This window comes from Streptomyces sp. CA-181903 (assembly GCF_050937075.1).
Lineage (GTDB): Bacteria > Actinomycetota > Actinomycetes > Streptomycetales > Streptomycetaceae > Streptomyces.
The window spans coordinates 4,383,101-4,396,994 of record NZ_JBNJLY010000001.1 but is presented as its reverse complement, the minus strand read 5'-3'; the positions used below and the strand labels follow the sequence as shown (position 1 = coordinate 4,396,994).

General features: G+C 72.2%; 11 protein-coding genes, 1 pseudogene and 1 riboswitch. Of the genes and pseudogenes, 5 read left to right on the top strand and 7 right to left on the bottom strand.

Annotated elements, in window-relative coordinates:
• Positions 1-174 precede the first annotated feature (174 nt).
• Entirely contained in the window at positions 175-1,503 is a 1,329-nt protein-coding gene (locus ACQEVS_RS19750; protein WP_433022145.1) for a PTS transporter subunit EIIC, read from the top strand.
• 52 nt (positions 1,504-1,555) lie between these two features.
• On the opposite strand, the gene groL is transcribed toward ACQEVS_RS19750, so the two are convergent.
• The 4 genes from groL to thrC form a co-directional block, all read right to left on the bottom strand.
• Entirely contained in the window at positions 1,556-3,178 is a 1,623-nt protein-coding gene (groL, locus tag ACQEVS_RS19745; RefSeq protein WP_004954155.1) for a chaperonin GroEL, read from the bottom strand.
• 515 nt (positions 3,179-3,693) lie between these two features.
• Positions 3,694-3,897: a cold-shock protein gene (locus ACQEVS_RS19740; protein WP_004954158.1), complete on the bottom strand. Its 204-nt coding sequence runs from the start codon at positions 3,895-3,897 to the stop codon at positions 3,694-3,696.
• A gap of 531 nt (positions 3,898-4,428) precedes the next feature.
• Positions 4,429-4,704 (bottom strand): MoaD/ThiS family protein, encoded by a 276-nt coding sequence (locus tag ACQEVS_RS19735; RefSeq protein WP_433022142.1) that lies wholly within the window; start codon positions 4,702-4,704, stop codon positions 4,429-4,431.
• A gap of 54 nt (positions 4,705-4,758) precedes the next feature.
• The gene (thrC, locus tag ACQEVS_RS19730; protein WP_433022140.1) at positions 4,759-6,039 is read right to left on the bottom strand and encodes a threonine synthase; all 1,281 of its coding nucleotides are present in this window, start codon (positions 6,037-6,039) and stop codon (positions 4,759-4,761) included.
• A 17-nt stretch (positions 6,040-6,056) separates the two neighbouring features.
• Positions 6,057-6,191, bottom strand: a riboswitch (SAM riboswitch).
• A 164-nt stretch (positions 6,192-6,355) separates the two neighbouring features.
• Here thrC and ACQEVS_RS19725 point away from each other — a divergent pair.
• The 3 genes from ACQEVS_RS19725 to ACQEVS_RS19715 all read left to right on the top strand — a co-directional run bounded on the left by ACQEVS_RS19725 (position 6,356) and on the right by ACQEVS_RS19715 (position 9,763).
• A complete protein-coding gene (locus ACQEVS_RS19725; RefSeq protein WP_433022138.1) occupies positions 6,356-7,303 on the top strand; it encodes a glucosyl-3-phosphoglycerate synthase in 948 nt (315 codons plus the stop codon).
• Positions 7,304-7,369: 66 nt separating this feature from the next.
• Positions 7,370-8,836, top strand: a complete 1,467-nt coding sequence (locus tag ACQEVS_RS19720; RefSeq protein WP_433022136.1) for an alpha,alpha-trehalose-phosphate synthase (UDP-forming) — start codon at positions 7,370-7,372, stop codon at positions 8,834-8,836.
• A 153-nt stretch (positions 8,837-8,989) separates the two neighbouring features.
• The gene (locus ACQEVS_RS19715) at positions 8,990-9,763 is read left to right on the top strand and encodes a hypothetical protein (RefSeq protein WP_433022134.1); all 774 of its coding nucleotides are present in this window, start codon (positions 8,990-8,992) and stop codon (positions 9,761-9,763) included.
• A 209-nt stretch (positions 9,764-9,972) separates the two neighbouring features.
• Here ACQEVS_RS19715 and otsB read toward each other — a convergent pair whose 3' ends face one another.
• From otsB to ACQEVS_RS19700, 3 genes and pseudogenes are all read right to left on the bottom strand, one after another.
• On the bottom strand, positions 9,973-10,833 hold the full coding sequence (gene otsB, locus ACQEVS_RS19710; protein WP_433022132.1) for a trehalose-phosphatase: 861 nt from the start codon (positions 10,831-10,833) through the stop codon (positions 9,973-9,975).
• 171 nt (positions 10,834-11,004) lie between these two features.
• Positions 11,005-11,237: pseudogene (locus ACQEVS_RS19705) on the bottom strand (DUF3263 domain-containing protein).
• Between the two features lie 144 nt (positions 11,238-11,381).
• The gene (locus ACQEVS_RS19700) at positions 11,382-12,668 is read right to left on the bottom strand and encodes an extracellular solute-binding protein (protein ID WP_433022130.1); all 1,287 of its coding nucleotides are present in this window, start codon (positions 12,666-12,668) and stop codon (positions 11,382-11,384) included.
• A gap of 296 nt (positions 12,669-12,964) precedes the next feature.
• On the opposite strand from ACQEVS_RS19700, the gene ACQEVS_RS19695 reads away from it, so the two are divergent.
• Entirely contained in the window at positions 12,965-13,876 is a 912-nt protein-coding gene (locus ACQEVS_RS19695; protein WP_433022128.1) for an SIS domain-containing protein, read from the top strand.
• Positions 13,877-13,894 lie beyond the last annotated feature (18 nt).

The window sequence follows — 13,894 nt, the reverse complement described above, 5'->3', positions numbered from 1 at the left end:
CCCCCAACGGGCTGAATTCAGCCCGTTGGGGGTCCCCCCTCTGGGGGAGTTTGAGGACAGCACGCGCAGCGCGCTTCGGGGGTGCGGGGGCCTGCCCCCGCAAGAAACGGTGAAAGGGAGGGACCGGGGCACCCCACCGTTACAAACGGCGCCCCCGCGTGGCACACATCCCCCATGCCCACCGAGCACCACCTCGCCACCACCCTCCTCCCCCTCCTCGGAGGCCCTGCCAACCTCCGCTCCCTCACCCACTGCATGACCCGCCTCCGCGCGGACGTAGCGGACCCCGCCCTCGTCCGGACGGCGGAGCTCCGGGCCACCCCCGGAGTCCTGGGGGTGGTCATGGACGGCACGGCCGTTCAGGTCGTCCTGGGCCCGGGGACGGTCACCCGAGTGGCCGCCGCCCTGGCGGAATCCACGCACACCACCACCCCCACCAAACAAGCCCTCCGCCGCGTAGCCCGGATCTTCGTCCCCCTCATCCCCGCCCTGATCGGCTGCGGCATCATCGCCGGCCTCGCCGGCCTGCTCGCCAATCTCCAGTGGGCGCCCGCGCTCGTGCCGGCGCTGAACGCCGTCGCGTCCGGGTTCATGTCGCTGATCGGCGTCTTCGTCGGGTACCAGACGGCGAAGGAGTTCGGCGGGACGCCGGTCCTCGGTGGAGCCGTCGCGGCCGTCGCCGTCTGGCCCGGGGTAGGGCAAGTGGACGCGTTCGGGCGGGGGTTGACGCCCGGGCAGGGCGGGGTGCTCGGGGCGCTGGCCGCGGCGTCGCTGGCCGTGGCCGTCGAGCGGACGTGCCGGCGCATCGTGCCCGAGGCGCTGGACGTCCTGGTCACCCCCACGCTCACCGTGCTGCTGCCGGGGCTGGCCACGCTGTACGGGCTGATGTGGGTGGCGGGCGAAGCGTCAAGCGCGGTGGGGCAGTTCGCGGACTGGCTGCTGTCGCACGGGGGTGCCCTGGCCGGGTTCGTGCTCGGCGGGCTATTCCTGCCGCTGGTGATGCTGGGGCTGCATCAGGCGCTGATCCCGGTCCACGCCACGTTGATCGCCGAGCGGGGCAGTACGGTCCTGCTGCCGATCCTCGCCATGGCGGGCGCGGGCCAGGTGGGGGCGGCGGTCGCCGTCTACCTGCGGCTGCCGCACGACGTCTCGGTGCGGCGGACGGTGCGTTCGGCCCTTCCGGCCGGGCTGCTGGGCGTCGGCGAGCCGCTGGTCTACGGGGTGTCGCTGCCGCTGGGGCGGCCCTTCGCGACGGCCTGTGTGGGGGGCGCCTTCGGCGGCGGATTCGTGGGGTTCATGGCGCAGGACGGGGGCGGCACGGTGGGCGCGACGGCGATCGGGCCGTCCGGCTGGGCGCTGTTCCCGCTGCTCAGAGGGGAGCAGGGGCCGGTCGAGGCGGTGGTGGTGTACGCGGCGGGGCTGTTGGTCGGGTACGCGGCCGGCTTCCTGGCCACGTACTTCTTCGGCTTTCCCCGGAAACGCCCGAGGGCGGCATCCCCGTGATGGGGATGCCGCCCTCGGTCCGTTGCCTTCAGGACTGGCGAGCCGGGTCGGCTCAGAAGTCCATCTCGCCACCGGGCATGCCGCCCGGAGCGGCCGCGGCGGCCTTCTCCGGCTTGTCGGCGATGACGGCCTCGGTGGTGAGGAAGAGCGCCGCGATGGAGGCGGCGTTCTGCAGGGCGGAACGGGTGACCTTCGCCGGGTCGATGATGCCCTCGGCGATCATGTCGACGTACTCACCGGTCGCGGCGTTGAGGCCGTGGCCGACGGTCAGGTTGCGGACCTTCTCCACGACGACGCCGCCCTCGAGACCACCGTTGACGGCGATCTGCTTGAGCGGAGCCTCCAGGGCCAGCTTGACGGCGTTGGCACCGGTGGCCTCGTCGCCCTCGAGCTCCAGCTTCTCGAACACCTGGGAGGCCTGGAGCAGGGCCACGCCACCACCGGCGACGATGCCCTCCTCGACAGCCGCCTTCGCGTTGCGAACGGCGTCCTCGATGCGGTGCTTGCGCTCCTTGAGCTCGACCTCGGTCGCGGCACCGGCCTTGATGACGGCCACGCCGCCGGCCAGCTTCGCGAGGCGCTCCTGCAGCTTCTCGCGGTCGTAGTCCGAGTCGCTGTTCTCGATCTCGGCGCGGATCTGGTTGACGCGGCCCTGGACCTGGTCGCTGTCACCGGCACCGTCGACGATGGTCGTCTCGTCCTTGGTGATGACGACCTTGCGGGCGCGGCCGAGCAGGTCGAGACCGGCGTTCTCCAGCTTGAGGCCGACCTCCTCGGAGATGACCGTGCCACCGGTGAGGATGGCGATGTCGCCGAGCATGGCCTTGCGGCGGTCGCCGAAGCCCGGGGCCTTGACGGCGACGGACTTGAAGGTGCCGCGGATCTTGTTGACGACCAGGGTCGACAGGGCCTCGCCCTCGACGTCCTCGGCGATGATCAGCAGCGGCTTGCCGGACTGCATGACCTTCTCGAGGAGCGGCAGCAGGTCCTTGACCGAGCTGATCTTCGAGTTGACGATCAGGATGTACGGGTCGTCGAGGGACGCCTCCATACGCTCCATGTCGGTGGCGAAGTACGCCGAGATGTAGCCCTTGTCGAAGCGCATACCCTCGGTGAGCTCCAGCTCCAGACCGAAGGTCTGGGACTCCTCGACGGTGATGACGCCTTCCTTGCCGACCTTGTCCATCGCCTCGGCGATGAGCTCGCCGATCTGCGTGTCGGCGGCGGAGATGGAGGCGGTGGAAGCGATCTGCTCCTTGGTCTCCACGTCCTTCGCCTGCTCCAGGAGGGCGGCGGAGACGGCCTCGACGGCCTTCTCGATACCGCGCTTCAGGGCCATGGGGTTGGCACCGGCGGCCACGTTGCGCAGACCCTCGCGGACCAGCGCCTGGGCGAGGACGGTCGCGGTCGTCGTGCCGTCACCGGCGACGTCGTCCGTCTTCTTCGCGACCTCCTTGACCAGCTCGGCGCCGATCTTCTCGTACGGGTCCTCCAGCTCGATCTCCTTGGCGATGGAGACACCATCGTTGGTGATCGTGGGGGCGCCCCACTTCTTCTCAAGGACGACGTTGCGGCCCTTGGGGCCGAGGGTGACCTTGACGGCGTCGGCGAGCTGGTTCATACCGCGCTCAAGGCCGCGCCGCGCCTCCTCGTCGAACGCGATGATCTTGGCCATGTGAAGTGGTCCTCCCGGACTGGGGGTGGATTGCTCCGGACCGCGCAGGCGCCCGCGACGGACGGCCCACACGCTCGGCGGTTCCTTGCCCCGCCGGGCTCGTGGACCTCACCGACGGTCCAAGTCTGTCACTCTCACTCGGAGAGTGCTAAGCCAATGATTAGCACTCGGCACCTCCGAGTGCAAGCGTCCCTCCGAAGACCGGGGTCATCCCGGACGCCGTCCCGGAGGGCTTTCGGGGCTCGTTTCGAACGGAACCCGCAGCCGCCTCCGGGACATCCCGGAGGCGCCCCGGAGACCCTTCCCACCGGGAGGCCGGCGCACTCCCCCGCATCGCCGGCCGGCCGGACGGACGGCCGAACAGACGGACGAGCAGGGCGGACGGGACGGGCAGAGCAGGTGAACGGGCAGGACAGGCGGGCGGGAAGGGCCGCGGAGGGCATGGCGAAGGGGTCCGCACCTGCCGGTGCGGACCCCTTCGGCAGACTGAGCGATCGGTGGTCGATGCGCCGCGGTCAGGCGGTCACCTTCACCATGTCGGCCTGAGGTCCCTTCTGGCCCTGCGAGATCTCGAACTCGACTCGCTGCCCCTCTTCCAGGGTGCGGTAGCCGTCCATCTGAATCGCGCTGTAGTGGACGAAAACATCCGCACCACCGTCGACCGCGATGAAGCCGTACCCCTTCTCCGCGTTGAACCACTTGACGGTGCCCTGAGCCATGCCTAACTCCCCTATTACTGGCCCTTGCGCAGGACCGCACTTCGCGGACCCGGGTCAGACCTCACCCCTTGTGACACCGAGGGGTGTGCGCCGGAACGCGTCGACCGCGGCTGAATGTATCTGCACGGATGCCGTCTGCAACAGGTCAGACGGACGAGAAATACCGGCATCGCCGAGCGGCGATTTACGCCCAACAGGGGATGTTCCAGGGCAAGTCGGGCCGGACATACGCCAGCCAACCCGACAATTCGCGCGCGTAATTCCTGCGCAACTTGACGGGTTCTCATATGCGTTCGGCTCTGACACCGGAGGGGGAACGTCCCAACTGTATCGCGGTTCAACAGACGGAATTGCCCCGTCCGCTTAGCGGCCGGGGCAATTCGTGGTTCGGGTGCGGCTGTTGTTGCCGGGTGAGGCTCTGGTTGCCGGTGTGGCGCTCGTTGCCGGATGCGGCGTTCATCGTCCGGCGCGGCGCTCGTTGCCGTCGAACGCCCGGCGCCACGGGGCTCAGACGCTCGGCGCCGCAGGCGCTCAGCCGCCCGCCACCGCCGGGATGATCGACACGCCCGCGCCGTCCGGGGTCGCCGCGGCGAGGCCACCCTCGAAGCGGACGTCGTCGTCGTTGACGTACACGTTGACGAAGCGGCGCAGTTTGCCGGCGTCGTCGAGGAGCCGGGCGGCGATGCCCGGGTGGTTCTTCTCCAGGTCGGCGATCACCTCGGAGAGGGTGGCTCCCTGGGCGGGGACCTCGGCTCGGTCGCCGGTGTAGGTGCGGAGGATGGTGGGGATGCGGACGGTGACGCTCATGGGGTGGCCTTTCTTGTGAGTGGTGTGGCGCGTGTGAGTGTGGGGTGCCCCCCTCTACCCCAGCCCCGCCTCCCGGAAAGCCCCCAGGCTCGGCCTGATCGTCACCGAAGGCCCCGCCGCCACCGCGTCCAGCGTCTTCAGCCCGTCCCCCGTGTTCAGCACCACGGTCGTCAGCGAGGGATCCAGCACCCCCGCCTTCAGCAGCTTTCGCGTGACGCCCACCGTCACGCCGCCCGCCGTCTCGGCGAAGATCCCCTCCGTGCGGGCGAGCAGCCGGATCGCGTCCACGATCTCCGGGTCCGTGACGTCCTCGACCGCGCCGCCCGTACACCGGGCGATGTCGAGCACGTACGGCCCGTCGGCCGGGTTGCCGATGGCCAGGGACTTCGCGATCGTGTCGGGCTTGACCGGGCGGACCACGTCCTGGCCGTCCTTGAAGGCGCGGGAGACCGGGGAGCAGCCCTCGGCCTGGGCGCCGAAGATGCGGTAGGGGCGGTCTTCCACCAGCCCGAGGGTGATCAGTTCCCGCAGCCCCTTGTCGATCTTCGTGAGCTGGGAGCCGGAGGCGATGGGAATGACGAGCTGGTCGGGCAGCCGCCACCCCAGCTGTTCGCAGATCTCGTAGGCGAGCGTCTTGGAGCCCTCGCCGTAGTACGGGCGGAGGTTGACGTTGACGAACCCCCAGCCCTCGCCCAGCGGGTCGCCGATGAGCTCGGAGCAGAAGCGGTTGACGTCGTCGTACGTGCCCTCGATGCCGACGAGGTCACCGCCGTAGACGGCGGCCATGACGACCTTGCCGGCCTCCAGGTCGTGCGGGATGAAGACGCAGGACCGGAGTCCGGCGCGGGCGGCCGCCGCGCCCACCGCGCCGGCCAGGTTGCCGGTCGACGAGCAGGACAGCGTGGTGAAGCCGAAGGCGCGCGCCGCCTCCACCGCGACCGCGACGACGCGGTCCTTGAAGGAGTGGGTGGGGTTGCCGGAGTCGTCCTTGACGTGCAGCTCACCCGTCACGCCCAGCTCACGCGCCAGGTTGTCGGCGCGGACGAGCTGGGTGAAGCCGGGCCGGAGGTTGGGCCGGGAGGCGACGTCGGCGGGGACGGGCAGCAGCGGCGCGTACCGCCAGATGTTCGCGGGTCCGGACTCGATGCGCCGCCGCAGGCCCTCCGGGTCGCCGAGCGGCAGCTCGTAGGCGACCTCCAGCGGGCCGAAGCAGGAGGCGCAGGCGAAGACCGGCCCGAGGGGGACGCGCTCGCCGCACTCGCGGCAGGACAGCGCGACGGCGGGACCAAAGGAAGCGGTGGCGGAAGTGACGCTTTCGACGGCTTGCACAGCCATGGAGGCGAGGCCCTTTCTCCTCATCTTCCCCGTGGCGAACCTCGCCACGAGACGGAATTGGCACCTTCCCCGCCGGGAGCCTCACTAGGAGACCGGCTGGAGGGTTGCCGGGGCTTCAACGGGCCGTGTCCCTCTGCCCCTCTGGATGAGCGGTATGGCACTGGGCGCGGCCCAGGCGTTTGTGCACGCGGCACCCCCGACATACGAGCGTGCTCCGCGTTGTTCAAGACTGTATCTGAAGGTGCGGCGCGGCGAGAGGGCCGTTTCGCACCGCGAGACAGATCACCACACCGTTCACAAGCGAGGAGTCGTTCACGTGCTGGAAGAGGTGGAGCGCTGGCTGTCCCGGCGGTCCTGGACCGCGGCAGACCGCCCGCTCGACCGGCTGCTCGCCGCGAAGCGCGCGTCGGGCACCACGGTCAGCGTCGTCCTGCCCGCGCTGAACGAGGAGGCCACGGTCGGCGACATCGCCGCGGCGATCCGCCGCGACCTCATGACGGACGAGGTGCCGCTCGTCGACGAGCTGGTGGTCCTCGACTCCGGCTCGACGGACGGCACGGCCCGGGTCGCCGCGGCGGCCGGGGCCCGGGTCGTGCACCGGGACGACGTGCTCCCCGGGCTGCCCACCGTCCCCGGCAAGGGCGAGGTGCTGTGGCGGTCCCTGCTGGTGACCTCCGGCGACGTCGTCTGCTTCGTCGACGCCGACCTGCGCGACTTCTCGTCCGCCTTCGTCTCCGGGATCGTCGGCCCGCTGCTGACCGACCCGGACGTCGCCTTCGTCAAGGCGATGTACGACCGTCCGCTGGGCGAGGCGGCGGGCCAGGGCGGCCGGGTGACGGAGCTGGTGGCCCGCCCGCTGCTCAATCTGCACTGGCCGCGGCTGGCCGGTTTCGTGCAGCCGCTGGGCGGCGAGTACGCGGCCCGGCGCTCGCTGCTGGAGCGGCTGCCGTTCCCCGTCGGCTACGGCGTGGAGCTCGGCCTGCTCGTCGACGCGCTGCACACGGTGGGCCTGGACGCGCTGGCCCAGGTCGACGTCGGGGTGCGCAAGCACCGCCACCAGGACGGACGGGCGCTGGGCCGGATGGCCGCCGCCATCTACCGCACCGCCCAGTCGCGGCTGGGCCGCGAACCGCTGGTGCGCCCGGAGCTGACCCAGTTCGAGCGCACGCCGGAGGGTTTCGTTCCGCGGACGTACCCGGTGGACACCGAGGAACGCCCGCCGATGACGCGGATCCCCGAGTACGCGCGGCACCGCGCGGCGTAGACGCGGGAACGGGCAAGAGGGGGAGGCGTACGTTTGAGCGGATGGCGGCGTGGCAAGGCTCGCGTCATGGTCGCTGAGCACGTGCAGAACGCCCCCATCGTCGTGGCCTCCAACCGCGGCCCGGTCTCCTACCGGGTCGCCGAGGACGGCTCCCTGACCTCCGGCCGGGGCGGCGGTGGCCTGGTCTCCGGGCTCAGCGCCATCGGTACGGACTCCGGCGCGGTGTGGGTCTGCGCCGCGCTCGGCGAGGGCGACCGGCTCGCCGCCCGCCGCGCGGGCCGCCGGCTCGACCCGGCCGACACCGGCGGGTACGGCGTACGGATGCTCGACGTCCCGGCCGAGACCTTCGCCGCCGCGTACAACGGCATCGCCAACTCGGTGCTGTGGTTCGTCCACCACCTGCTCTACCAGACGCCGCTGGAGCCCGTCTTCGACGCCGGGTTCCGCGAGCAGTGGGCCGCCTACGAGACGTACAACGCCGCCTTCGCGGACGCGCTCGCCGAGGAGGCCGCCGAGGGCGCGGTGGTGCTCGTGCAGGACTACCACCTGACGCTGGTCCCCGGCCTGCTCCGCGAGCGCCGCCCCGACCTGCGCATCGGTCACTTCTCCCACACCCCCTGGGCGCCGCCGGACTACTACCGGATGCTCCCCGACGACGTGGCCGCGCAGGTGCTGCGCGGCATCCTGGGCGGCGACCGCGCGGCGTTCCTCACCCGCCGCTGGGCCGACGCGTTCGCCGCCTGCTGCGCGGACGTCCTCGGCGCGGAGGTCGTCCGCGCGGACGACGGGACGGCGACGGCCGTGCGCCTCGACGGGCGGACGACCCTGCTCGGCGTCCACGGCCTCGGCGCGGACGCCGCCTTCCTGCGCGAGCGCGCCCACCGGCCGGACGTCGAGGAGCGGATGGCCGCGCTGCGCGAGCAGGTCGGGGCCGGCCGCCGGACGATCGTCCGCGTGGACCGCACCGAGCTGTCGAAGAACATCGTCCGCGGCCTGCACGCCTTCCGGCGGCTCCTGGAGGACCACCCGCAGTGGCACGAACGCGTCGTGCACATCGCGTTCGCGTACCCGTCCCGGCAGGACCTGACCGTCTACCGCGACTACACGGCGGAGGTCGAACGCGTCGCCGGGCGGATCAACGAGGACTTCGGGACGCCCGGCTGGCAGCCGGTCGCCCTGCACGTCAAGGACGACTTCGCGCGCTCCCTCGCGGCCTACCGGATGGCGGACGTCGCCCTGGTCAACCCGATCCGCGACGGGATGAACCTGGTCGCCAAGGAGGTGCCGGTCGTCTCCGACGACGGCTGCGCGCTGGTCCTCTCGCGGGAGGCGGGGGCCGCGGCGGAGCTGGGCGCGGACGCGATCGTCGTCAACCCGTACGACGTCGAAGCCACCGCCCGCGCCCTGCACGAGGCGCTGCTGATGGACCCGGGGCAGCGCGCGGACCGGTCGAAGCGGCTGGCCGCGGCGGCGACGGCGCTGCCGCCGGCGCGCTGGTTCGTCGAACAGCTGGACGCGCTGCGGGCGTTGTAGCGCGGGACGGCTGGGGGGCGGGCCCGGCGGCCAGGGGACGGAACCGGAGGTCAGGGGACGGGAGGGGCGTCGGGGCGTGTGGCGGGCTGCCGTGCGCGCCGGTGCGCTTCGGTCGCCCGACTGACGGGCGGTGCGGACGGGTAGTCATGGGGCATGTCGATCGCACCTCGTTGGGCGGCCGTTGCCGCCACGGCCGCCGTCCTCGCCGTGACCACCGCCGGTTGTTCGTCGGATTCCGGTGACGGGAAGTCGGACGCCAAGGCAGACAAGGGGGCCTCGGCCACCGGTACGGCCTCGCCCACCGGGCCCGACGCGGCCAAGGGGCCGTCCTCGTCCGCCGGATCCGGCGCGGATTCCGGCGACGGGTCGGTACCGGTCGGGCCGGGCCCCCAGTCCTCGTACACCGTGCAGAAGCAGCCCGCTCCCGGCACGTGCACCTACCGCTATACGACGGCCAAGGAGCCGCTGCCCGACCCCAAGTGCACCCCCGGGGCGACCAACCCCAAGGTCACCCCGGACACGCTGAAGACCACGATCTGCCGCGGCGGTTACACCAAGGGCATCAGGCCGCCCGTGAACATCACGAACCGCGAGAAGACCGCCAACGCCGCTTCCTACGGCTACAAGAAGTCGCTGCACGACGCCGAGTACGACCACCTCATCAGCCTCCAGCTCGGCGGCGACCCCAACGACCCGCGCAACCTGTGGGTCGAGCCGCCCTCCCCCGGCCACAAGGACGGGGCGGGCCCCAACAACCCCAAGGACGTCGTCGAGACGAAGCTGAAGAACGCGATCTGCTCGGGCAAGGCGGACCTGCGCAAGGCGCAGCAGGCCATCGCCCGGGACTGGACGACCGCGCTGGCGGCGGTCGGCGTCAAGGACGACGCGAAGGGGCGCCGGGAGGGGGCCGACGCGGACGGCGAGTGAGCGGGGCGGGGCGCGGGCGGGGACAGGGGCGGAGGGCAGGGGTGCAAGGGGACGAGACGGAGGCGTAACGGGACGGGAAGCGGTCGGGAAGGAGACGGGTAAGGGCGGTTACGGGGAGAGCCGGCGGACGCGTCAGCCTTTCGAAGCCCCGCCCGTCACCGCATCACCCGCCACTCAGCACCCCGTCACCGTGTCATCGCCTCACTCCGTCACTCCGTCACCCCGTCCGCCAACGCCTCCAGCAGCCCCACCACGCCCTTCGGACCGTCCACCACCAAGTCCGCCCGGTCGGCCAGTTCGGTGACCTCCGCGCTGCCGCTGCACACCAGGACGCCGGTCAGCCCGTCGGCGCGCAGCCGTTCCACCGCGTCGAAGGCGGCCAGGTCACCGAGGTCGTCCCCGGCGTAGAGGACGCAGTCGGCGCCGGTGGCGCGGACGTGGTCGGCGAGGGCGACGCCCTTGTCCATGCCCGGCGGGCGCAGCTCCAGCACCAGCCGCCCCGGCTCGACGATCAGCCCGTGGCGTGCGGCGAGTTCGGCCAGCGGCTCCTCCAACGCCTGGAAGGCTCCCTGGGGATCGGGCGCGCGGCGGGTGTGGACGGCGATGGCCCGGCCGCCCTTGTTCTCGATGGGCGCGGTCTCGACCCAGGTGCCGTGCCAGGCGCCGGACGCGTCGAGCACGCCGGGCAGTTCGGCCTGGACGGCGGCGATGCCCGGGTGCGGGGCCGGCGAGCGGACGGTGCCGGTGGCCGCGTCCCAGCGTTCGGCGCCGTAGTGGCCGAGCACCGCCAGGCGTTCGAGGCCCGGCACCCCGGCGAAGCCGCCGTAGCGGACGGCGACCCCGGCGGGCCGGCCGGTGATCACCGCCACCGACCCCAGGTGCGGCGCGAGCCGGGCGAGCGCGGGGACGGCCGCGGGGTGCGCCCGGGCGCGTTCGGGGTCGGGGACGATCTCGGCGAGCGTCCCGTCGAAGTCCAGCGCGACGATCGCGCGGCCGGGCCGGGCGAGGAGCGCGGCGAGGCCCTCGCGCCCGGCGGACGTCACGGGTTCCGGAAGGGGGTGGCTGCCCATGACGTCGACCCTACCCAGGCGCGCGCCGTCGAGTCGGGGGCTCGCGGATTTCGTGGGGCGGGGTTTCGGAGCGTGTTCGCGTGGGCCGGGAGGGACCGTCGCGTTTCCGCGCCCCAGCAAGGGAACACCGCGTCTCCGTCGCCGCCAGGGGCCACCGGGACGGGCACTCGCTCAGCGGCGGGCCCGCCGGGTCTCGCGCAGCCGGCGCAGCCGGTTGACCGTGACGGGGTCGTGGGCCAGGGCCCGGGGTCGTCCAGCAGGGCGTTGAGCAGCTGGTAGTAGCGGGTGGGCGTGATGCCGAGCCGTTCCCGCACGACCCGTTCCTTGGCGCCGGGGCCGGGCCACGACCGCCGTTCGAGGGCGAGCACGGCCAGGTCCCGCTCGGAGAGGGGCCTGTCTTCCATGCGGTCCAGCGTAGGCGACGGCGGGGAGGGCCAAGGCCCGGGAAGGACCCGGGCCCGGCAAGGATCCGGGCCCGGCAAGGATCCGGACCCCGCAACGATCCGGGCCGCCACCCCCGCCTCCGTGCCTAGCGGGCCACGCCGTACCTAGCGGGCCACGCCGTCCGTGGAGTCCGCCTCGCGCTGGATCTCGTCGAGGATGCCGGCCACGTCGGCGCCCTTCTGCACGACGCCGCCGATCTTCTCCTTGATGGTCTTGCTGACCTTGGCCCAGGAGGTCTTGTCGGCGGGGTAGAACTCGGCTTCCGGCAGCGGCTTCAGGAACGGCCGCAGCTTCTTCGACCGCCGCGAGTCGTCCTTGAACATCTGCTCGGAGGCGGACGTGGTCACCGGCAGCAGGTCGTACTTGCCGGTGAAGTCGAGCACGGTCTGCGTGCCGTAGAGGAAGTCCAGGAAGAGGCCGACCTCCTTGCGGGGGGCGGTCTTGAAGGCCATGACCCAGTCGGCGACACCCATCGTCGACTTGGCCTTGCCGTCGATGCCGGGCAGCGGCACCATCTCGTACTTGATCTGGGCCGCCTCCGCCTGCTGCATCAGGCTGGGGTGGCCGTGGAGCATGCCGACCTCGCCCTTGCAGAAGGCGTCGAAGAGGTCCTGGCGGTTGACACGGGCGGGGTTGTTGGGGCCCGTGAGCTCCTTGCCGACGAGTTCGTCCCGCAGCCACTCGAACGTCCGGACGTTGGCCTGCGAACGGATCGTGTAGCTGCCGTTCTTGTCGGTGTAGCCACCGCCGCCGCCCAGCATCCACAGCATGGTCTCGGCGGGCGCCTCCTCGGGGCCCAGCGGCAGCCCGAACGGGACCTTCACCCCGGCGGCCTTCAGCTTCGCGGCGGCGGTCTGGACCTCGGCCCAGCTCTCGGGGTGCTTGATGATCCCGGCCTTGCGGAACAGCGTCTCGTTGCAGAACAGCAGTCGGGTGGAGGAGACGAACGGCAGGCCGTACTGCGTCCGGTGCACCTCGCCCGCGCGGGCGATCGAGGCGATGAAGTCGGCCTGGGTGGATATGGAGAGCAGCTGGTCGGCGCTGTAGAGCTTGCCGGCCGCGGCGAAGTCGGCGTACGCGCCGATCTGCGCGATGTCCGGGGCGTTGCCCTGGGCGACCATGTCGGCGACCTTCTTGTCGACCTCGGTCCAGCTGTAGACCTCGACGTCGACCTTGACGCCCTTGTGGTCGCCCATGAAGGTCCGGGCGACCGAGTCCCAGTACTTCTTCGAGCTGTTCTCCGGCTTGCCGTCGCCGTACTCGGCGGCGACCAGGCGCAGCGTCTTCTTGCCGCCCCCGGGACCACTGCTCCCGCACGCCGAAAGTGCGGGCACCATCGCCGCCGTCGCGGCACCCGCCGCCGAGAGACTCAAGAACCGCCGCCGCTGCACTTGCTTTCCGCCCTTGTGATTGTGACCCGTGTGACCGTGCCGTGCCCGTGCGCGTGCCCCCGGCCGTGATGCGGACGGCCTGCCCGGTGGGGACCGCGGGAGCCGCAGGCTCCGCACGTTCTCCCGCGCCACCTTAAAGGCTCTTCGAACAAGGGCTCGCTCCGGCCTCGCCCTTCCCCCTCCCGGCGGCGGGCTGCTATCCACGGTGGGGCACGGACGGATCACTGATGGATCACTGATGGATCACTCACGGATCGCTCGTGGATCGCTCACGCAGACCGCAAGGAGCCCAGGTCATGGCCGTATCACCCCCCGAGTCCCGCTCCCGTACCGCTTCCGAACTCGCCACCCAGCCCGCCTGCTGGCGCCGGGCCGCGGACGCCGCCCCGGCCACGGCCGGGCTGCCCAGGCCCGGCGAGCGCGTCGCCGTCACCGGCTGCGGCACGTCCTGGTTCATGGCACAGGCGTACGCGGCCCTGCGCGAGGCGGCGGGCGAGGGCGAGACGGACGCGTTCGCGGCGTCCGAGTTCCCCACGGCGCGCCGCTACGACCGGGTGGTGGCGATCACCCGCTCCGGCACCACGACGGAGGTCCTGGACCTGCTCGCCGCCCTCCGCGGCACCACGCCGCTGCTGGCACTCACCGCCGACCCCGCCACGCCGGTGCGGGACGCGGCCGACGCGCTGGCGGTACTGGACTGGGCGGACGAGGAGTCCGTCGTCCAGACCCGGTTCGCGACGACGGCCCTGGCCCTGCTGCGGTCCGCTCTCCCGGGCGGTCCCGACGCCGTACGGCGGGCCGCCGACGAGGCGACCGCCGCCGTCACGGAGCCGCTGCCGGACGCGCTGCTCTCCGCGTCGCAGTGGACGTTCCTCGGGCGCGGCTGGGCGTACGGCGTGGCCCAGGAGGCGGCGCTGAAGATGCGCGAGGCGGCGGGGGCGTGGACGGAGTCGTATCCGGCCATGGAGTACCGGCACGGGCCGGTGGCCATCGCCGGGCCGGGGCGGGTGACGTGGGCTTTCGGGCCTGTTCCTGAGGGGCTGGAGGGGGCGGTCGGCGCGGCCGGCGGAACGTTCGTCCATACGCCGAGCGACCCGCTGGCCGAGCTTGTCCGAGCCCAACGGGTGGCGGTCGCGGTCGCGGAGGCGCGGGGCTTGGCCCCGGACCGGCCGCGGGGGCTGACGCGGAGCGTGGTGCTCGGCGTCTGAGGAGTGCCCCGGTCCCGC